This window comes from Rhizobium sp. BK512 (assembly GCF_014194915.1).
Taxonomy (GTDB): domain Bacteria; phylum Pseudomonadota; class Alphaproteobacteria; order Rhizobiales; family Rhizobiaceae; genus Rhizobium.
Genome location: NZ_JACIAS010000011.1, coordinates 152,098 through 172,805, shown reverse-complemented (window position 1 = coordinate 172,805; position 20,708 = coordinate 152,098). Strand labels below are relative to the sequence as shown.

Sequence of the window (20,708 nt, the reverse complement as noted above, 5' to 3'; positions counted from 1 at the left end):
GCGGGTTCGTGGAGGCAATCATCCCTTGACCGCTCCCATCGTCAGGCCCGCGATGAAGTGGCGCTGCATCAGGAAGAACATCACGACCGGTGGCACGGCGACGACGATCGTTCCGGCCGAGATGAGGTTCCAGGCCGAGACCCATTCGCCGCGAAGATTGGCAAGGCCCGCCGTCACCGGCTTGACGGAATCGCTGACCGTCAGCACGACGGCCCAGAAATAATCGTTCCAGATGAAGGTGAAGAGCAGGATCGCGAGTGCTGCAAGTGCTGGGCGCACCAGCGGCACTGCGACGTGGATGAGGGTCTGGAAGGGACTTGCGCCTTCAGCCCTTGCAGCCTGGAAGAGTTCATCGGGCAATGCGGCGATGAAATTGCGCATGAAGAGGGTGGCAAAACCCGTCTGGAAGGCGACGTGAAAGATGATCAGGGCCGTCGTCGTGTCGATCAGATCGAGCCTGACCATCAGATCGCGCACCGGGATCATCATGATCTGATGCGGCAGGAAGTTGCCACCGACGAAGAGCGCGAAGATCAGCATGTTGCCGGGAAATCGATATCGGGAAAGCACGAAGCCAGAAAGCGTGCTCAGGACGAGGACGCCGATAACCGAGGGGATCGTGATCGTCAGGCTGTTGATGAAATACTGTGCCATCGGCGTCTGGGTGAAGACGGCTTTATAGTTGTCGATCAGGCCGAACTCCGTCGGCCAGCCCCACAGGTTGCCGCCCATGACATCGCTCGTCGAGCGGAACGACGTCAGGATGATCGCAAAGAGCGGGCAGAGCCAGAGCAGGAGCACGACCAGGACGGCGAGGAAGTAGAAGCGGCGCTGCCAGACGGCCGTCTCGGGAATTGGACGAGGATACATCAGCCGCCCCTTTCTTCCGTGCGGACGATCCGCGACAGATACCAGATGATGAAGGCCGCCATGATCACGAAAAGGACCGATGCGATCGCCGCGCCATAGCCGAAACGGTAGGAAAAGATCGATTGCTCGAACATCTGATAGGCAAGCACCGATGAGGAGCCGAACGGTCCGCCGCGCGTCATCACCGACACCATGTCGAAGGAGCGAAGTGCGCCGACGACAGTGACCGCAATGGCGATGAAGGTCACCTGGGTCAGTTGCGGCAGGACGATATGCCAAAGCATGTTCCAGCCTCGGGCGCCATCGACGCGCCCCGCACCGATCAGCTCTTCGCTCAGATTGTTGAGGCCGGCGAGATAGAGCACCATGCAGAAGGTGACCTGCGGCCAGAGCGCCGCGATGACGATCGCGAAGGTGACGAAATGTTCGTCGGAAAGCACGGCGGGTGCGGTCGCTCCAAACGCCTTGAAGATCAAGGCAAGCAGCCCGAATTCTGGTGTATAGACCCACGTAAAGACGACGCCGACCGTCACCGAGGCGAGCACCAGCGGGATGAAGAACAACGACTTCAGGAAGCGCATGCCGCGGATCTTCTGATTGACGAGCAGCGCGATGGCCAGCCCCAGCGGCGGTGCCGCCATGAACATGAGGAGCCAGATCAGATTGTTCTTCAGCGACGTGTAGAATTGCGGATCGTTGTAGAGCTCGACGTAATTGCCAAAACCGATCCACGTCATCGGCCCCATCCCGTCCCAGTCATGCAGACTGATCCAGAGACTGCGGACGGCCGACAGAAGAATGACCGTAAAAAACAGGAGGATCGCGGGAGCGATCAGCAAAGTCGGGGTGAGCCACCATCGCTGGCGGCGCCATAACATCAACATTGTCCAGAACCTCTAGAGGAAATGAGGGAGCGGAACCGCAATTCCGCTCCCCGGTCGTCGGGAGGAGAACTAGATCTTGTAGATACGCTTGCGCGTGCCTTCTAGGCGCTGCAGGATCGCCTGCCGACGCTCAGGCTTGGCCATGAATTCCTGGAAGCCGACGAGACCGGCCTGGGCCATATCAGGATCGCTGTCGCGGTCGTAATATTGCGAAGTGCCCTTCACCTGCTTCAGGGATTCCACTGCTGCATTGACCAGCGGATCCTTGCTTGGCGGCAGGTCGCTGCGCGGCGGCACATTGCCGCCCGGCTCCAGATAGGTCGCGAGATTTTCCGGCTTGTAGAAATAGGCGAGGAATTCACGCGCGCCCTGCTTGTTCTTGCCGTTTGCCGGGATGTGGACAGAGTTCAGCGAGAATTCCTCAAAGCGCGGAACGCTGGCGTCAAGCGTCGGGAATGGTGCGAAAGACAGCTGCGGCAGATCCGCCTCGGTGAAGGCCGCCCTCAGGAACGCTCCGAGATTCATCATCCCGGCCTTCTTCTGGGCAAGCAGGGCCGCAGCCTCCTGCCAGCCGAAGGACGTGTGATTCGGCGTGAACACTTCCTTCTTGATCATCGCTTCCCACTGGTCAAAGACAGGCGTCAAGGCCGGATCGAGATAGCTCATCTGGCCGTCCATCAGCGCCATGTGCTTGTCGAGACCATTGATGCGCAGGTTCATCTGGTCGAACCAGCCGGCGGCAGGCCAGAGCTCCTTCGTACCGATGGCGATCGGCGTTAGGCCGGCACCCTTCGCCTTATCGCAATAGGCGGCAAATTCATCTGCCGTCGTCGGCACCGTCAGCCCGTTCTGGTCGAAGACGTCCTTGCGATAGAACTGCCCCCAGAGCGTGCCACCGGTCGGCAGGCCGTATTGCTTGTTGTCGACTGTGACGGCGCCGGTGCTGGCACCGAGCACGTCCTTGTACTTTTCCTTCTCGAACAGATCAGAAATGTCGTCGAAGAGGCCGCGCTTGACGAAGGCGCGCATGCGATTGCCTGAAAACCAGAAGCAGACATCAGGCGCGCCGGCAGTCAGATAGTTGCGGATCGCGGTCTTGTGGGCCTCGTGGTCCATATTGTTGATGACGACCTTGGTCCCGGCCTGCTTGCCGAAGTCTTCTGCGATCTTTTTCAGTGCTTCGAGCGCCTTGCCGTTGCTTTCGGCCGAAATCACATTGATTTCCTGGGCCTGGGCAATGGCCGGAATCGGAAAACTGCCTGCGACCGCGGCAGCGGACATGACGCCGGCGCTCTTCAAGAATGTTCGTCTTGTGGTCGATGTAAAATGCTTGGAAAATGCCATTGAATTCCTCCCAGTTGAGCTGATCAACACGTCCCGGCGTCCGTCCTCCAAAACGGAGACGCCGGGCATTCAACGTGCCGACCGCTTCATTCCGAGTTGATCGACGGGGCAAATTTATGCATAGATCAGACAGGGTCGCAATAGTTTATTTAAAAAATAAAGGAACTCTGCCGTGAAGCTCAAAAGTGACCAGACGACCGCCAGGGCCATGAACCGCCGTCTGATCCTGAACCTGCTCAGACAAGATGGGCCAAAGAGCCGCGCAGAACTCGCGACGATAACTCAGCTCAGTCCTGCCGCCGTTACGTTTGTTGTCGCAGATCTTATGGGAGAAGGTGTTGTCATCGAGGGAAAGGCAGTCTCCGGTTCTACCGGCCGTCGACCGACACCGGTGCAAATTGACTACGATCATGGAGTGGCGATCGGCTTCAAGCTGATGGCCGATACAGTGGAGTGCGTTGCAACTGATCTCGCGACAAATCCCATCGCTGCGATCCGCATCCCGATGCCAAGCAAGGCACCCGATGATGTCGCCGATCTACTGGCGGTGACGGTGCCGCGGCTGATCGGGCTTGCCGAACGCCCGCAAGCAAAAATCGCCGGCATCGGCATATCGATGCCGGGTGTCATCAATCACGAACAGACGATCTGCGTCAGAAGCCATCGGTTCAACTGGGACAACGTCCCCCTCGCCTCGCTGCTTGCCCGGCGAGTCAACGTCCCCGTCTGGCTGGAGGACGACACGAATGCCTATGCGATCGCCCAGCAGCTTTTCGGTCTTGGACGCCAGCATCGCAACATGGCGGTGCTGGCAGTCGGCGTCGGCATAAGCTGCGCCCTCGTCATCGAGGGAAAGCTCTATCGCGGTGCCAATGGCGCGGCCGGCAAATTTGGCCACACGCTTTTTGAAGAAAACGGACGTCTTTGCGAGTGCGGCAAGCGCGGCTGTCTGATGGCCTATCATTCCGAAGCATCGATCCTGCGACGATGGAAAGAGGCAAGAGGCGGAGGCGAGGACCTCGGCGCACCCGAATTGCGCCAGGCACTGGTTGCCGAGGATCCGGCCGCGGTTGCCATTGTCGGGGAGGCTGGCCGCGGGATCGGCACGGCGCTCGCAAACCTCGTCAACGTCACCGACCCGGAAGTGATTGTCGCTGGAGGCGAAGCGGTTTCGCTCGGAGAATATTTCCTGGCGCCGTTACGTGAAGCCTTTTCGCTGCGCACCTTTCGCAGTCCCCCTCCAATCCTTCCGGACTGGGAGGATAATTCGTGGGCGAGAGGTGCCGCTGCGCTCGTCACGCAGCGAATGTTCGACTTCGAGTCGTCCGGCGGCATTACTGGTATCGGCGAGAATGGATACGGACCAGCGCGGGCATCGTAGGGGAAAGTTCCCGAATGAGGACGGGCGGTGATGCCCGTCTACATCTGCTGGAAGGCAAGCTCAGGAACAGGCATCCGTATATTTTGCGGTCTCATTGGTATCAGACAATGCCGGCCTCTGTCTTCGGCGTGATAATGAGCGAGCTGCCGGCAAGCTCGACATCAAAACCCGTCGCTTCGGCTGCCGCGCCGGTGAACTTTACAGTCACCGCATCATCACTCCCCGGAAATTTTACAGACACTGTACCGTCATCGTTTTTCGCAACCGAGATGTCACTTTCGCTCAGCGCAGCACCGTCAATCCCGTTACGTCGTATTTCGAGTGTCCCGTTGATTTCGACGAGGTCATGGCCATCGCCTTCGAACATATCGACGGTGGCCCGCCCTCCGGGTGTGTCAAGAATAAGATGATCGTTTCCTTTCCCCCCGGAGATATAGGTGGCAGTAGCAGCGATGTGTATCGTGTCGTCGCCGTGGCCGCCGTCGATGAATGCGGCGCTCAGGGATCGAATCGTCATGTCGTCGTCCCCTTCCCCGCCATCGACGTACCAAACCGTGTCCTGGGCCTCGACGAAGACTTTGTCATTGCCATCACCACCATCTGCGATGAACACATCGTTTTCGCTTCGAAGGTAGATCTCATCGTCGCCGTCTCCGCCTTCAGTGCGATTGATCCCGGACATGCCCCAGTCGATGCCTGATGCGTTCGATATGAAGATCCTATCGTTGCCCGATCCGCCTTCGGTGCGATCGACGCTTCCGTTACCGGAAATGACGAGGACGTCATCGCCCTCGCCACCTTCCGTTCGGTCAATCAGGCCATGACTACTGACGTTGATGATGTCCTTGCCCGCTTCGCCCCGAACGAGGTCCACGGACGACACCAACATGCCGTCAGAAAAAGCGTATAGGCCCGACGTCTTGACGGTGATGCGATCGTCGCCGGCACCGGCCTGCACCGTGGCCCAGGCCGCCTCTACCGATATCGTGTCATTGCCGGAGCCGGTCTGGACCGACGCCTTTCCGTCATCGATACGCACTGTAACGTCGGCATTGCCGAGGGCATCGAGGATGATGCGCAAGAATCGTGTCTTGGTGTCGCCGATGGCGAGATCCAGCGCCAGATTCGGCAATGTTGTCGTCGACACGGCGATAGAGTCAGGGTCGCGATCGGTCGATGCCTGCAGGAGTTTCAAGGCATATTCCTGTTGGCTCGCAATCTTCGCATCAATCCGGTTGTCCATCATGTGTCGGCTCCATGTGCGATCAATCTGAAGGTGTGGTGCTTCTTCCGAAGAATAAACCCCAGGTCGCTTGCTTGAAGCTGAATTCAACGACCGTTTGCGGCACGACGAACAGGCGCGTCTGCCAATCTTCTGACACCCCTCACCTGCCCGGCCGTGCGAGCGACCGGGCAATATCAATGATATCGTCGCGGCCGGCGGTCGGGTCCTCCCGGTTCCAGGCGACCCCGAGCCCGATCTTGAAATCGATGCCCCTCACCTTTTTGAACTCGCCCCCGGTTCGGCACATCCTGCGTCCATTCCGGCACCAAGCCGATGCCAAGACCGACCGAGACCAGCGACACCAGCGAGAAGGTGTCGTCGCAGGTGTAAGCGACATTGTCGGTCAGATCGTGTTCCTCGAACACTTCCGCAAAATAGCGCTCGCTGTAGGAGAGGTTCTGACGGGAAAAGGAGATGATCTTCTCACCAGATCCTCGAGATCGATCTCGCTCTTAAATGACAGCGGGCTCTCCTTGGCGACAGCCAACAGATAGCGCTCATGGGCAATCGAGAAGAAACGCAACGAGCCGATATTCTCCACCGGCCGGAAGAAGCCGAGATTGATGCGGCGCTCCTCGATATGGCGGATGAGCCTCTAGATGCGATTGGCAAAAAATCGATCGTCCTTGTCGATAACGAATTTTGTCGTACGTCTATGGATGTGAGGCGAACAAGCAGTTCAAGGGAGAAATCACATGGACATGGGCGAATTGAGACCGGCAACGGAGCTAGCCGCGAAACGCGCAAGCAGGTTCGCAAACGAAACAGCCGACTACGCCAAGGCAAGAATGGCGCTTTTGGCAGAAGAGATCGAAGTTCGGCGGCATCTGACGAGGCTTGCGGAGCAACGCAGGCGGCTGCCTCCCGGCCCGGTCGTCGAAAAGAACTATCGCTTCAAGGACGAGAACGGCAGCGAGACCGGTCTGGCCGAAATGTTCGGACATCACGATACGCTCGTGACTTATTTCTGGATGTTCGGTCCGCAGCGCGAACGACCCTGCCCGATGTGCACAAATTTCCTGGGCGGAGCGAACGGCAACGGCGCCGATGTCAAGCAGCGGGTCGCGTTCAAAATCATCGGTCGCAGCCCGGTCGAGAGGCAGCGCGCGTTCGCAATGGAGCGCGGCTGGCGCGACCTCGATTTCGCTCAGACCGTCGGCGACGACTATGCGAGAGATCTGGGTCTGCTCGACGCCAAAGGCAACGAGTATCCGGGGCTTACCGTCTATCAGAAGGACGGAAACGAGGTCCGCGTGTTCTATAGTGCCGAAATGCCTGCCGAGGCGGCAGATCCCGGACAGGATCCGAGAGGAGCCGTCGACATCGCGCCGCTCTGGAACATTCTGGACATGACACCAGCCGGTCGCGGTACGAACTGGTATCCGAAGCTCACCTATTAAGTACTCGCAGTTTGCGCAGTGCGAGCTTCGGCTACGACCCGGCGCGCCTGTCGGCCCGAACCGGATCAGCGTGCGAGGGTTCTTTGCCCCCACATAGAGGCAAACCCGTAACGGTCTCGCCACCGTCGCTTACCGACGCAACGGCCCGACGTTTTTCCATTCATACGGCCCACTGGCGTTGCGCTGGCTGGCCTGGTGTGTTGGATGCTTCTTATCGTTCCTGCCGTTTATTTCGCACTCCCGGTTGGGCTTGATCCCGCATGCCAGCATCACTGCGACAGCAGCGCACGCGCCCTCGCGACGACAGGCGCGTCGATCATCTTTCCGTCGAGCGAAATGGCACCCTTGCCGGCTGACCCGGCGATCTCGGCAGCCTCGATGACACGGCGCGCCCAGTCAAGCCTTTCCGGGCTCGGCGAAAAAGCGGCGTTGAGAATGGCAACCGCGGAAGGATGGACGCAGCTCGCTCCATCGAAACCATGGCGCCTGGCCTCCTGCGCCGCGGCGTCGAGCGCTTCGAGATCACCGTAGTCGGCGACCGTCGTAAGCGTGCCGAAGGAGAGCTTGCCCTCGGCCTTTGCCGCCATATGCACCATCAGCTTCGGCAGGCGCAGCACGTCCGGCGACGGTTCGCCCCCCATGCTGGCGGCCAGATCCTCGCCGCCCGCGGCAAGGGCAAGAACCCGCTGACAGCCGGCAAAGGAGCGCGCATCGAGCACGGCGGCGGCATCCTCGATGAGCGGCACGAACCACGTCTGCTCGCGGCCGAGTTCGCGCTCCAGCGTCTGCAGGTGATAGGCAAGAAGGTGCAGGCGGCTGAGCGAGCGCGTCTTGGCGACGTAAAGGCCGAAGGCGCCGGCCCGGCAGGCGGCCTCGGCGTCCGGCATCTGCAACTCGGGTTCGGAATTGATGCGGACGAAGACAACAGCGCCATTGCGCCCGACGGAGGCGACGGCCTCGGTCAGCCTCGCGCGGGCGGCCTCCTTCTCGGCGGGGGCTACTGAATCCTCCAGATCAAGAATGATCGCGTCCGCCCCCCGCTCATGCGCCTTGGCGATGAACCGGTCGGAGGAGGCGGGCACATAGAGGAGCGAACGAAATCTCATGCACCGCTTCCCTTCACGATGGCGTCGATCGCAGCGGCATCAAGGCCGGCTTCGGCAAGCACTTCCGCCGTATGCTGACCAAGTGACGGTGCCGGCCGGCGCCAGACGCCCGGCGTAGCGGAAAGACGGGGGACGATATTGTGCATCGGCAGGCTGCCGAATTCACCGTCCTCGGCATCGACGATGATCTCGCGCCCGGAAAAATGCGCGTCTTCGGCGGCATCGGCGATGCTGTAGATCGGGCCGACGGTGGCGCCGGCATCGCGCATGATCTGCAGTGCCTCGTCATGATCATGCCCTGCAAACCAGCCACCCACGGCTTCGTCCACCAGCGCGCGATTGTTCACGCGCGCCGAATTGGTGGCAAAGCGCGGATCGTCATTCATGTCGCTGCGGCCGATGATGTCGAAGATGCGGCGGGCGACCTGCGGTGTCGATCCCGACAGCGCCACATATTTACCGTCGCGACAGCGGTAGACATTGCGGGGAGCGGCGGTGTTCGAGGCGCTGCCGACGCGTTCCTTGACCTTGCCGGTGACCTTGTAGATCGCCGCTTCCGGCCCGAGCACCGAAAACATCGGCTCCAGCAGCGAGAGATCGATCACCTGGCCGCGCGACAGGCCGCGGTCGCGGGCAAACAGCGCCGTGACGGTCGCCGAACTGCCGTAGACGCCGGCGATCATGTCGGCAAGTGCGAGCGGCGGCAGCACCGGCTCGCGATCGGGAAAGCCGGTGCGATAGGCAAAGCCGCTCATGCCCTCGACGATCGTTCCGAAGCCGGGAAACTGCGCATAAGGCCCGGTCTGGCCGAAGCCGGAAATGCGCACGATGACGAGATCGGGATTGCGGGCATGGAGGACGTCAGGGGCAAGCCCCATTTCTTCCAGCGTGCCGGGACGATAATTCTCAATGAAGACGTCGGCCGTTTCGATCAGCGCCCAGAGCGCGTCCATCGCCGGTCTCTCGCGCAGGTTCAGCATGACCGAGCGCTTGTTGCGGCTATAGGTCTTCCAGTAGAGCGAGTGGCCGTCATCCTTCCAGTCGCGCAGCGGATCGCCTGAAGGTGGCTCGATCTTCACCACATCCGCGCCGAAATCGGCAAGCTGCAGCGACAGCATGTTGCCGGCGACGAGACGGGAGAGGTCGAGCACCCGGATGCCGGCAAGCGGGCCTTTCGCTGCAGGGTCGAACTGTCTTTGGGAATGTCCTGTCATCGGATGCGCTCGCCGGTCGCCCTGTCGAACAGCAGCACCTTGTCGATATCGATCGACAGCTTCACGTCCTGCCCGGCCGAGAGCAGCCGACCGCCGTGAACGACGACGGAAATGTCTTCGCCCCCCATGTCGACCACGAGTTCCTGGTCCTCGCCAGTCGGCTCGACGAGGCTGATCCGGCCGGGCACCCCATCCGTGGCAAGCGTGATATGTTGCGGGCGGATACCGTAGACGATGTCCGAGCCCGGCCGCAGCGGGTTGGTGAGCGGCAGGGCGACGCCGCTTGCCGTCATGGCCGCCCCTTGTCCCATCGTCGCCGGGATCAGGTTGATCTCCGGAGAGCCGATGAAGCCGGCTACGAAGAGATTGGCGGGGTCGTTGTAGAGCGTCAGCGGCGCGCCGACCTGTTCCACCTTGCCGCCGTTCAGCACAACGATCTTGTCGGCCATGGTCATTGCCTCGGTCTGGTCGTGGGTGACGTAGACCGTGGTCTTGCCGAGGCGCTGGTGCAGCTTCTTGATTTCGCTGCGCATCTTGACGCGCAGCTTGGCATCGAGATTGGAGAGCGGTTCGTCGAACAGGAAGGCGCGCGGATCGCGCACGATGGCGCGACCCATGGCGACACGCTGGCGCTGACCGCCCGAAAGCTCGCGCGGCAGGCGGTCCAGCAGTTTTTCAAGGCCGAGGATGCCGGCAGCCTCCTCGACCCGTTTGCGGATTTCCGCCTTCGGGGCGCCGGCAAGCTTCAGGGCGAAGCTCATGTTTTCGGCGACCTTCATGTGCGGATAGAGCGCATAGGACTGGAAGACCATGGCGATATCGCGCTCTTTTGCCGGCATGTCGTTGACGACCTTGCCGCCGATGGTGATCTCGCCGGCGGAAATATCCTCCAGCCCGGCAATCATGCGCAGCAGCGTGGACTTGCCGCAGCCCGAGGGGCCGACGAGGACGACGAATTCGCCGTCGCCCATATCGAGCGAGATATCGTTGAGCACGGCGACGCTGCCATAGCTCTTGCCGACATTCCTGAGTTCGATCTCCGACATGTTCTTCCTCCCCTTGGCGCTACAGCTCGACGATCTCGAGCCGGCCGATCGACATGCGGCCGGCCGAGGCCATGCGCAGCCCCGCCATGCCGTAGCCGAACGCCTGATCCTCGGCTTCGAGAACCAGGCTGCCGTCGATCGACAGGGCGAGCCTGTCGCCGGTGACCGTCAGATTGACCTGATAGTCGCGACCGTATTCCGCCTTGAATGGCGCCCGCGCCAGGATGGTCGTGCCGTGGTTTTCGGCCAGGATCACCGCTTCACCGTTCTGGAAGCCGCCGGCGTAGAAACGACTGGTCCCTTGCGCGCGGGCGACGACGAGATGCGAGGCGCCGGAGAGCGGTCTCAAATCCGCGTTGACGCGCACATCCCGCAGATAGGCATTGCCGGTCCAGGCATCGGCGTCGCTTGCCGTATGGGCATGGATGCGGCCCTGCTGCAGGCTCCAGTGGCCGCGGTTCCAGGTGAAGCGGGTGATGCCGCCCCATTCCAGCACTTCCTTGGCCGGGTCGATCACCGTGCGGCCCTTGCCGGAGACGGAGAATTCCGAGAGGAAGAGACGGCCGAGGAATTTCAGGCGGCCGAAATACTCGACGAGGATGCCGATTTCGTCGATCGCCTCGCCCTTGCCGTCGGGAATGGTGAATTCATAGTCCTGCCAGCCCTCGGAGGAGGGAACGTGCCAGGCGCCGGTCTCCTCGATCGCGCCGGTCATGGCGCGGCGGATATAGGGGGCGACGCGCAGATGGCCGTCGCCGTTCCACGGGTCGAGCCAGAGCTTGAACCTGACCGTCTGGCCGTCATCGGCAAGCGGCGTGAACATCGGCCGGTAGCGCTCATCGTCGAAATCGGCGCGGCGATAGAAGGGCTTCCAGAAGATGCGGCCGCCCTGCCCGCGCTCCAGCCGATCGAGCAGGATTTCGAGCGAGCCTCTCGCATCGTCCGTTTGGCGCTCGTTCGAAGCCTTGACGGCGATCTGGTTGAAGGGCTCGGTGCGGAAAGCGTGTGTGGCACCCGGCGCATCGAAATCGAAGCGCACGCCGCGGCGCTCGAAATCCTCGACCCAGAGCGCCGGCGGCTCCTTGCCCTGCAGGCGCAGTGCAAGCACGGTGAGTTCGCGGGCGAAGGAGGGAATATCGACGACGTTGATCGTGCCGGTCACGCCGGAGGCGACGACGAAATCGTTGATCGGCTTGCGGTACTTGTCCCAGCCCGGCTGGACCTGCTGAAAGGTGCCGACGATCGCGCCGGCATTGCCGGCATTGCAGTCGGTATCCCAGCCGGCCATGGTGGCGATCTCGGCGGTGCGCGGCAGGTCGCCCTGGCCGTAGATCAGCGCCATGAAGACGACGCCGGCATTCGGAATGATGTGGCAGACGCCGGGATAGCGGTCATAGCCCCATTCGGCCGTCAGCATGTCGCGGCAGGCGCGCCAATCACCGGGATTGTCCTTGTGGAAGGCGAGGACAGCGCGGGCAACCCGGGCATAGAGCGAGCTTGCCGGGATCGTCGAAAGACCCGTTTCGATGATCTCCTCGATACTCTTGGCGACAAAGGCCTGGGCGATCGCGGCAGCGCAGAAACGGGCGCCGTTCAGCCCCTCGCCGTCATGGGCGACACTTGCCGCACGCGCGGAGGCATCGGCCGCCTTTTGCGGTTCGCCGGGATGGATCCAGCCCCAGCTGTCGATGAAGATCTGGCCGCCTATCTGTTCGGCAACGGTCGTGCCGTTCTGGGCGATCGAACCCGATTGGGGAGCGGGAATGCCGGCGCGCAGGTTCTGGTAGGCGGTGTGTTCGGTGGAATTGCCGAAGCCGCCCCACCAGTACATGCCGTGCTCTTCGGCCGCATAGTTCAGCCAGGTCTTGCCGACATCCTCGGCGGTGGCGCCGAGCCCGTAATCGCGCAGCGCGCGAATGAAATAGACCGGACCGTTGGTGTCGTCATCGGCGGCGAAATTCTTGAAATCGCGCAGATATTCGGTGACCTCGCCATAGGTGCCGCGAATGCGGTCATAGCTCCAGATCGTCGGCTCGACGGGGGCGCCGAGGCGCACGCCGATCGCCTTGCCGATGAAGCCGGAATAAATGCGTTCGAAAATCTCAGTTGTGTTCAACATCGTCCTGTCCAAAATTTATAGGCGTTCAAGCTGAGTTTGATCCGCAAGGCCGACGAGCCCATTGCGCGCCCTGATCTTGGCGGCATCGCGCGCGTGCTCGGCCGTCTGGATCGCGATGACCGTTTCGGTGAAGGCATCGGCAGACGTGAAGAGATCAAGCCTGTTGACCCGGTCGAGCTGCGCGGCAGCGGCCGCGTCGATCACGCTTTCACCGTGCAGGGCGCCGAGGATCGCGCCGGCCATGACGCCGATCGAATCCGTGTCGCGGCCGGAATTGATGCCATCCTGAATGGTCTTGTAGAAATCGCCGTCGTTGAGGATGGCAAAACCGAGCGCCAGCGGCAGTTCCTCGATCGCGTTGAGCCGCGACGGCTGATAGGCGTCGGAGGCGATGCCGGCCTTCTGGGCGGTGTGATTGACGTTGTCGCCCATCGGCGAATAGCGCGCGATGATCTTGTGGAATTCATCGACCACGGTCTTGTAGTCGGCATGTTTGAGGATGCGGGCGGCATCGACGATATCGGCAATGGCAGCGCGCGTGCCATCCTTGGCCACGGCGAGCGCTTCATCGATGACGGCATCGAGCGTCGTGCCCGGCACGAAAGCGGCTGCGATGGCAGCGGCCAGCACGCCGGCGGCTTCGAGGCCGAAGCTCTGCTGGTGGCCGGAGGCGAAGGCGATCGCCTCGTCATAGGCAGCCTTCGGATTGCAGGCGTTCACGACGCCAACGGGCGCGATATACATGGCTGCACCGCAATTCACCATATTGCCGATCCCGCCCTGGCGCGGATCGCAATTGGACAGCTGGTGGCGCTGGAAGATCCATTTTTCCGGATAGAAAAGGCGCTCGATCAGCATCGCCTCGCGCTGCAGTTCCGGCACCCAGCGCGGCGTCCAGGCGATCTCGCGCACCATGCCGGAGGCCATATCCCAGGCATCGACATGGCGCTTGACGTCGCCATAGATCGACATGAGGCAGAGCGTCATCAGCGTATCGTCGGTGACGATGCCGCTGCCGCGCACCCGGCCGTTGCGGGCGCTCTCGCTCTGGCTCATGCGGTGCCATTCGGTATCGAGCGAGGTGACCCTGCCGTAACGCTCGCGGATTTCGGCAGCGGAGAGTTTTTCGACCGGCGCCCCGAGGGCGTCGCCATAGGCGACGCCAAAGAGAAGCGCACGGACCCGTCCCTTGAGGGAGAGCCCCTTTGCATCATTTGCCATTCAGTACCGTCCTTGCATATTCGGTCATGTGTTCGCCGCCGGCACTGTTCCATTCGGACACGAACTGGTCCCACTGATCCATCTTGGCTTCGCCGGAGATGAACTTGTAGACCCAGGCCCGGTAGACATTTTCCGTGGCGTCGATGTCGGTGGCGTAGTCTGCGGGCCAGACGAAGGCATTGTCCGGCTTGAAGTTGGCGGCGATCGTCTTCAGCGAGCCCTGTGCGGCGTCGCTCATCCACTGTACCGGCGGCTGCCAGTTGGCGGCGACGAGGAAGCGGGCATACCAGGTGGCGATCTTGTCGGTCGTCTTGATGGTGTTGCCGTCCTTCGTGTACTGCTCGCCCTCGAAGCCGAGGCGTTCGATCGCCTGGCCCTCGGGGCTGGCGATGAAGTCGAGCAGCTTGACGACCTCTTCCTTGTGCTCGGAGGTCGTGGCGATGGCGAGACCGCGCGCTTCCTTGGAAACGTCGAGCGCGATCAGCCCCTGGCCGGCCGGACCCTTGGGCGGCGCCAGCAGCGTCAGCGTCGGGTTCTGGTCGGGATGGGCCTGGCGCATCTTGCCGCCATAGATATCGATGACCTCGGCGGACGAGCCGAAGACCACGCCGGCGCGGCCGGAATAGAACTTGTCTTCCTTCACGTCCCACTTGGTGGTGATGTATTCCGGGTCGTAGAGGCCCTTCTCCTTCAGCGAGGCGTAGAAGGCGATCTTGTCCTTCTCCTGCTTGGAGCTGCGCGCAGCGATCCATTCGCCGGCGTCATTCTTCATCCAGGTGCCAGTCACGCCGAAGGCTTGGTTGAAGATGGAATCGAGTTCCTGCGTATTGTCGGCGGTCGTCACACCATACGTGTCGGCCTTGCCGTTGCCGTCGAAATCGCCGTCCTTGATCGCCGTGAAGAGCTTGACGTAATCATCGACCGTCTGCGGGGCAGCGACACCGCTCTTGGCAAGCCAGTCGGTGCGGATGACCGGCTGTGGAATGCGCGGCGGATAGACATAGAGCAGGTAGGGATAGTTCTTCAGGCGCTCGACATTGTGCGGGAAGAGCGCGTCCTTCAGATAGGTCGTCTTCGGCAGCCAGTTGTTCCAGTCCTCGAGAACACCCTGTTCGGCCATCTTGGCGTCGCCGCCCTGGAAATAGATGAGATCGGGAATATCGCCGGAGAGCAGCATGGCGCTCAGCTTGTCGGCATAACCCGAAGAGGGAAGATCGACGATCTGGATGTGGATGTCGGTGCCCTTGGCCTTCAGCGCCTCCTCGTACTTCTTCACGAGCTTGACGTCGTCGGGATTGGTGGTCAGCAGATCCTTGGAAACGACGCGGATCGTCACCGGATCGGCAAGAGCGGGAATGGCGGTCCCCGCCGTCAGCGCCATGACTGTCATGGCCCCCAGAAGCATTCTCCCAAGCATGATTTCCTCCTTATATGCTTTGGTTTCGTGTCTCAGCCCTTCAGCGCACCGCTCATGGTGCCCTTGGTGAAGAACTTCAGAATGAGTGGATAGATCGCCAGGATCGGCACGATGGTGAGCAGGATCATGCCCGCCTTCAGCGCGCGGATATTGATCTGGCTGGCGCCGGTGTAATTGTTGGAATTGTCGACGCCGACCATGGCGAGCTTGTCGCCCTCGACGACGAACTGGCGCAGCACCACCTGCAGCGGCCATTTCGACTGGTCGTTGAGGTAGATCATCGCCCGGAAGAACTCGTTCCAGTGGAAGACGAAGTAGAAGAGCGCGATCGTGGCGAGTGCGGACTTGGCGAGCGGCAGCGCCACGTGCCAGAAGATCTGGAACGGATTGGCGCCGTCGAGCTCGGAGGCCTCCAGCAGTTCCTTCGGCACTTCCTCGAAGAAGCGGATCAGGATGATCAGGTACCAGGCATTGACCAGCTTGAAGAGAATGACCGACCAGTAGCTGTCGAGCAGGCCGAGACGCTTGTTGACGAGGTAATCGGGAATGATGCCGGGATCGAAGACGATCGTGACCAGCATGAGGACGAAGATGACCCGCCGCCCGGGCAGGCCGGGACGTGACAGCGCCCAGGCCATCAGCGCCGTCAGGACGACGCCGAGAAAGCTGCTGACGAGCGTGATGAAGATCGAATTGACGACGCCGCGCAGCACCGCCGGATTGTTCAGAAGCAGGCCCCAGACATCGGTCGAGAAGCCGTTCGGCAGCACCGTCAGCCCGCTCATGCCGGCGACCTCGCTCGGATCGGAGAGCGAGATGGCAAGCAGGTTGAGGAGCGGCTGCACGGTCAGCACGACGAGGAAGAGCAGCGTCGAGACGATGATCGCATATTCGGCGCGCTCGAGCGGTGTGCGACGGATATTATAGGCGGCCATTACCACACTCCCTTGCCGGTCAAGCGTTTGGACAGGAGATGCGCGCCGACGATCATCAGCATGCCGAGCACGGCCTTGAAGAGCCCTGCTGCCGTCGCCAGCGAATATTCGCCGGTCTGCAGGCCGATGCGGTAGACATAGGTGTCGATGATATCGATCTTGCTGCGCACGACGTCATTGGAGAAATTGATGACCTGATTGAGGTCGGCATTGAGGAACATGCCGGCATTCAGGATGAAGAGCGTCGCAATCGTCGGCACGATGCCGGGGATGGTGACGTAGCGGATCTTCTGCCAGCGATTGGCGCCATCAATCTCGGCGGCGGCATAAAGCTCCTGGTCGATGGCGATGATGGCGGCGAGATAAAGCAGGCTGTCCCAGCCGGCCGAACGCCAGATTTCCGAGAATACCAGCACCCAGCGGATCGAGCCGGTATCGGTCATGAAGGAGACCGGCTGCATTCCGAAGACGCCGAGCACGTCGTTGACCGCGCCATCGCTTGGCGAGAGCACGGCGATGAAGACGCCTGCTATGACCACCCAGGACAGGAAATGCGGCAGGTAGATCGCCGACTGGATGAACTTGCGCAGGGAACCGCCGCGGATTTCATTCAGCAGCAGGGCGACGACGATCGGCACCGGAAAGACGAAGATGATCTTCAGCGTCGAGATGATCAGCGTATTGGCGAGCACCTGCCAGAAGATCGCCGAGGCAAACAGCGTCTGGAAATGCTTGAGGCCGACCCAGAGGTTCGGGCCGATGATGCGCAGCTGCTCGAAGGCGATCTTGGCTTCCCAGATCGGCAGGTAATGGAAGATGACGAAGAAGACGAGGCCGGGCGCCATCATCACATAATAGGGCCACCATTGGCGGATGCCCTTGCCGAGGCGGCTTCGACGAACTGCGGGAACGTTCCCACTTTTGGACGTCGAAAGCGACATCGGCATATTGTTGCTTACGGTCATGGCATTACCTCCCTGCCGCCACCCTTATGGGTGCCGGAACCGACAGATCGGCGAGTGATCCTCGCCCTATGAGCCGGCATGGCATATAGACCCGGCCGTGTTCGGGGCGGCCGGCAATTTCATCGAGCAGACATTCAACGGCGCGAACGCCGATCAGCCGCCCGGGCTTTTCAATCGTCGTCAGGCCCGGCCAGGAAAAGGCGCCGGCCGGAATGCCGTCGAAACCGAGGATCGACACATCCTCCGGGCAGCGCAGGCCGGCTTCGCGCACCGTCATCATGGCGCCGAGCGCCATGAGATCGTTGGCGGCAAAGACGGCCAGATGGCCAGGGCCTCTTCTCGCCAGCAGCCGAGCCATGCCCTGCCGCCCGCCTTCGACCGTATATTCGGCCTCCTCGATCGGCAGCAGAGCTGGATCGAAATCGCGCTCGACGCAATGTTCGTGCACCGTGCGCAGGAAACGGGCCCGCGCCAGGCGCGAACGCGGTCCGAGCAGCAGCGCAGGCGCCGCATGGCCGCGCGCCGTCAAGACATCCATGCCGAGACGCACCGCCTGGGGAATATCGGAGCCGACGCTCGACGTATCGGGAAAGCGCTCGGCGCTGGAGCCGATCAGCACGAAAGGCAGGCCGAAACGCCCGAGATCGTCGAAACTGTCGGCCACCGGATTGATGATGGCGCCATCGACGCGGGCGCGACGCAGCGCCCGCAGATGCCGCGCTTCCTTCTCCGCATCCCAGTCGGAGGAAAAGACGAGAAGCGAGATATCGTCCTTCGCCGCCCGGTCCTGCGCGCCGCGCGCAACTTCTGCCCAGAACGGGTTGGTAATATCGGGAATGACGATGCCGAGCAGGCCGCTGCGCCCGGAGCGCATGCCGACGGCGAGATGATTGGGCTCGTAACCGGTGGCGGCGACAGCCTTCATGACGCTATCGCGCGCCTCGTCGGAGATCCGCCCCGAACCGGCCAGCACGCGCGCAACGGTGCTCTTGGAAACACCCGCCCGCTCCGCCACATCGATAATGGTTGCCCTCCGCAGAGGCTTCTTCTCCATCGGCCTCCTCCATTCGCGCGACAGCAACACGGCCAGAGCCGATATATGGGAACGTTACCACAAAAATTGAGATTTGCAATGCCGAGGACGGCCAATGGGACAAAGACGGCAATTGCATTCACCGGGATTGCCGCAGCGTCTGCCCACCCGCGAAGCGCCACGTAGCCATCCAAATCACTTGGAGGCCGTGAGATACTCATCTCCCGGCCTTTCCTCATCAATGTCCGGCTATACAGCGACACCGGCCTTTAGACTTGTGAGAAGCGTAACGAGGGCCTCGGCTCCGGCGGTCGACGATGCCGGATTTTGTCCCGTGATCAGCCTGCCATCAGTGATCGCGAAGCTCTCCCAGTTTGCCTTCTTCTCGTAAAGACCGCCGAGCCGCTTGAGTTCGTCCTCAACCAGGAACGGTACGACCTTCGTGAGTTGCACTTCTTCTTCCTCACCGTTGGTGAAGCCGGTCACCCGCTTGCCCTTGACAATCGGAGCGCCCTTATAGGTTACGCGGTGCAAGACGGCGGGCGCGTGGCAGACAGCCGCAACGGGCTTACCGCTATTGTAGAAGGACTCGATCAACTTGATGGACACGGGGTTGTCAACCAGATCCCACATGGGACCGTGACCGCCAGGATAGAAGATAGCGTCGAAATCGTCAGAGCGCACGTCACTTAACCTGGTGGTGGTCGAGAACACCCTTTGCGCGGCCTCGTCGTGCTTGAACCGCGTCATGGCAGGCGTCTGGTTCTCCGGCAGATCGCTCTTCGGGTCGATCGGCGGTTGACCGCCCTTGGGTGACGCCAGCGTCAAATCGACTCCGGCGTCGCGAAAGACATAGTACGGGGCGGCGCCCTCTTCGAGCCAGAAGCCTGTCTTGCGCCCTGTGCTTCCGAGTATGTCATGAGAGGTGAATACCATGAGGATCTTCATTGTTCAGCTCCATCCAGTTCTGTCCAACAGCAGAATAGCTGCACACAAGGACTACTGAGGATCGAGGCATTTCACACTTGGACCATGGTATCGCCGACACGTTGGTATTGGTATGACCGGCGAGGAGGATGTGGACGGTTGTCAGCCGAAGCGAATGACGGGGAACCGTGGCGACCATTCTTTCACTATCCCAATGCGTGACGAGAAGGCGTCTGTTTCTTAGCTGGGCCTTCGCATGAACGGAAGCGATCAGCGCCCTTCATTGCTAGGTGCGGGCGTATGTTCGCAACAACACTGTTGGCCGCCAGCGGGCAACAACAATCGATACCTTAGTTCACTTACCGCGAGCGATTGAACCGTCTACCTCTGACGCGTCGCCCTCATTCGGGCTGGGCAAAAATTCGGAACAGGCAAAGGCTCTCGAGCTCCCAATCGACTGAAGCGCCTGCTGCTCTCGCAGGACTGCGGGGCCGCTGCGCGCCCGGTGCTCGTTGTGTTCCGTTGGACCATCGCATCATTATATACTGGAGGAACTGGAATGAGATCTCGTCCAACAGCAATGTTCGTAGCTGCTGCTCTGTTTGCTATGCCGGGAAGCGCGATGCTGGCAGAAGACGGCGCCACACCAACAGGGACAATAGATAGGCTGTACCACATTGACTGTGGTCACTCCCTGGCAAACGACGAGTCTGTCTGGACACCCGGTCAGAACGTAGGCAAGTCCATCGCATTCTCATCGACGTGCTATCTGATAAAGCACGGCTCAGACATACTCATCTGGGACACCGGGGTGCCTGAAGCCACCATTGACGATCCAAACGGCTGGTCCACACTTCCCAGTCTCATCGTCTACCATCTTGACAAGACGATATCGTCGCAGCTCGCGCAGATCGGGCTGACCCCGGCAGATGTAAAATACGTCCTTGTTTCACACACGCACGGCGATCATATCGGAAATATCGGCCTGTTCCCGGACGCCACCGTTGTTATGCAGAAGGCGGAGTACGACTGGATAAACTCGCCTCCCCCGGCTGATCCCAACATCAACACGCTTGTAATCCTTGCAAGGAAGTTGCTTGGCCAACCTCGGCGATTAGAACTCGTCACTGGTGACATCGACTTTTTTCGCGATGGAAGCGTTAGGCTCATTTCAACGCCTGGCCATACTCCCGGCAGCCAGTCACTCATGGTTCACCTGGCCAAGACAGGGTACGTGGTTCTCTCGGGCGACGTCGTGCATTTCGAGAGCAATTTCGAACATGACATCGTTCCCGCACTCAACGTCGACAAAGCAAAGTCGATCGCCTCGATGGATCGTGTGCGGGAATTGATGAAGCAGTACAATGCGACGATGTTCATAAACCACGATAAACGGCAGACGGATACATTGAAGGTTCTTCCGGACTTTTACGACTGAAGAACAGCGATCCCGCTTATCCCGCGCAGATCCATCAGCAATGGCCGCGGGCGACCGGAGGCACGTCCGGCATCCATCCTCTGGACGTGGACATGATCCCGCCCCCGCACGATGGTGATCTCT

Annotated in this window: 17 protein-coding genes and 1 pseudogene; 3 read left to right on the top strand and 15 right to left on the bottom strand. The window is 61.0% G+C overall.

Features of this window, described 5'->3' with window-relative positions:
- Positions 1 to 18 precede the first annotated feature (18 nt).
- The 3 genes from FHX06_RS31415 to FHX06_RS31405 form a co-directional block, all read right to left on the bottom strand.
- Entirely contained in the window at positions 19 to 870 is an 852-nt protein-coding gene (locus tag FHX06_RS31415) for a carbohydrate ABC transporter permease (protein WP_113204067.1), read from the bottom strand.
- Positions 870 to 1,754 (bottom strand): carbohydrate ABC transporter permease, encoded by an 885-nt coding sequence (locus FHX06_RS31410; protein ID WP_113212882.1) that lies wholly within the window; start codon positions 1,752 to 1,754, stop codon positions 870 to 872. Before FHX06_RS31410 ends, FHX06_RS31415 begins: the two co-directional genes overlap by 1 nt.
- 69 nt (positions 1,755 to 1,823) lie before the next feature.
- Positions 1,824 to 3,098, bottom strand: coding sequence for an ABC transporter substrate-binding protein (locus tag FHX06_RS31405; protein ID WP_112971470.1), 1,275 nt, complete (start codon positions 3,096 to 3,098; stop codon positions 1,824 to 1,826).
- A gap of 172 nt (positions 3,099 to 3,270) precedes the next feature.
- On the opposite strand from FHX06_RS31405, the gene FHX06_RS31400 reads away from it, so the two are divergent.
- The gene (locus FHX06_RS31400; RefSeq protein WP_113147655.1) at positions 3,271 to 4,479 is read left to right on the top strand and encodes an ROK family transcriptional regulator; all 1,209 of its coding nucleotides are present in this window, start codon (positions 3,271 to 3,273) and stop codon (positions 4,477 to 4,479) included.
- 100 nt (positions 4,480 to 4,579) lie between these two features.
- Here the strand turns inward: FHX06_RS31400 and FHX06_RS31395 are convergent, their stop codons facing one another.
- A complete protein-coding gene (locus FHX06_RS31395) occupies positions 4,580 to 5,725 on the bottom strand; it encodes a calcium-binding protein (RefSeq protein WP_113212880.1) in 1,146 nt (381 codons plus the stop codon).
- Positions 5,726 to 5,864: 139 nt separating this feature from the next.
- Positions 5,865 to 6,356, bottom strand: a pseudogene (locus FHX06_RS31390) (LysR family substrate-binding domain-containing protein); the annotation flags it as partial.
- A gap of 103 nt (positions 6,357 to 6,459) precedes the next feature.
- On the opposite strand from FHX06_RS31390, the gene FHX06_RS31385 reads away from it, so the two are divergent.
- Positions 6,460 to 7,164 (top strand): DUF899 family protein, encoded by a 705-nt coding sequence (locus FHX06_RS31385; RefSeq protein ID WP_113212879.1) that lies wholly within the window; start codon positions 6,460 to 6,462, stop codon positions 7,162 to 7,164.
- 269 nt (positions 7,165 to 7,433) lie between these two features.
- On the opposite strand, the gene FHX06_RS31380 is transcribed toward FHX06_RS31385, so the two are convergent.
- The 10 genes from FHX06_RS31380 to FHX06_RS31335 form a co-directional block, all read right to left on the bottom strand.
- On the bottom strand, positions 7,434 to 8,270 hold the full coding sequence (locus tag FHX06_RS31380; protein WP_183882108.1) for an HpcH/HpaI aldolase/citrate lyase family protein: 837 nt from the start codon (positions 8,268 to 8,270) through the stop codon (positions 7,434 to 7,436).
- A complete protein-coding gene (locus FHX06_RS31375; protein ID WP_183882106.1) occupies positions 8,267 to 9,484 on the bottom strand; it encodes a CaiB/BaiF CoA transferase family protein in 1,218 nt (405 codons plus the stop codon). The genes FHX06_RS31380 and FHX06_RS31375 overlap by 4 nt, the downstream gene beginning before the upstream one ends.
- A complete protein-coding gene (locus FHX06_RS31370) occupies positions 9,481 to 10,530 on the bottom strand; it encodes an ABC transporter ATP-binding protein (protein WP_183882104.1) in 1,050 nt (349 codons plus the stop codon). The genes FHX06_RS31375 and FHX06_RS31370 overlap by 4 nt, the downstream gene beginning before the upstream one ends.
- Before the next feature lie 19 nt (positions 10,531 to 10,549).
- Positions 10,550 to 12,649, bottom strand: coding sequence for an ADP-ribosylglycohydrolase family protein (locus FHX06_RS31365; protein ID WP_183882102.1), 2,100 nt, complete (start codon positions 12,647 to 12,649; stop codon positions 10,550 to 10,552).
- Positions 12,650 to 12,664: 15 nt separating this feature from the next.
- Complete coding sequence (locus tag FHX06_RS31360; RefSeq protein WP_183882100.1) at positions 12,665 to 13,870, bottom strand: ADP-ribosylglycohydrolase family protein; 1,206 nt, start codon at positions 13,868 to 13,870, stop codon at positions 12,665 to 12,667.
- A complete protein-coding gene (locus FHX06_RS31355) occupies positions 13,860 to 15,287 on the bottom strand; it encodes an extracellular solute-binding protein (protein ID WP_246715711.1) in 1,428 nt (475 codons plus the stop codon). Before FHX06_RS31355 ends, FHX06_RS31360 begins: the two co-directional genes overlap by 11 nt.
- A 32-nt stretch (positions 15,288 to 15,319) precedes the next feature.
- Positions 15,320 to 16,222 (bottom strand): carbohydrate ABC transporter permease, encoded by a 903-nt coding sequence (locus FHX06_RS31350; RefSeq protein WP_183882098.1) that lies wholly within the window; start codon positions 16,220 to 16,222, stop codon positions 15,320 to 15,322.
- The gene (locus FHX06_RS31345) at positions 16,222 to 17,187 is read right to left on the bottom strand and encodes an ABC transporter permease (protein ID WP_246715709.1); all 966 of its coding nucleotides are present in this window, start codon (positions 17,185 to 17,187) and stop codon (positions 16,222 to 16,224) included. The genes FHX06_RS31350 and FHX06_RS31345 overlap by 1 nt, the downstream gene beginning before the upstream one ends.
- Before the next feature lie 4 nt (positions 17,188 to 17,191).
- Positions 17,192 to 18,241, bottom strand: coding sequence for a LacI family DNA-binding transcriptional regulator (locus FHX06_RS31340; RefSeq protein ID WP_183882096.1), 1,050 nt, complete (start codon positions 18,239 to 18,241; stop codon positions 17,192 to 17,194).
- A 228-nt stretch (positions 18,242 to 18,469) separates the two neighbouring features.
- The gene (locus tag FHX06_RS31335) at positions 18,470 to 19,168 is read right to left on the bottom strand and encodes a type 1 glutamine amidotransferase domain-containing protein (RefSeq protein WP_183882094.1); all 699 of its coding nucleotides are present in this window, start codon (positions 19,166 to 19,168) and stop codon (positions 18,470 to 18,472) included.
- A 601-nt stretch (positions 19,169 to 19,769) separates the two neighbouring features.
- Here FHX06_RS31335 and FHX06_RS31330 point away from each other — a divergent pair.
- The gene (locus FHX06_RS31330; RefSeq protein WP_246715707.1) at positions 19,770 to 20,585 is read left to right on the top strand and encodes an N-acyl homoserine lactonase family protein; all 816 of its coding nucleotides are present in this window, start codon (positions 19,770 to 19,772) and stop codon (positions 20,583 to 20,585) included.
- The last annotated feature ends 123 nt before the right edge of the window (positions 20,586 to 20,708 follow it).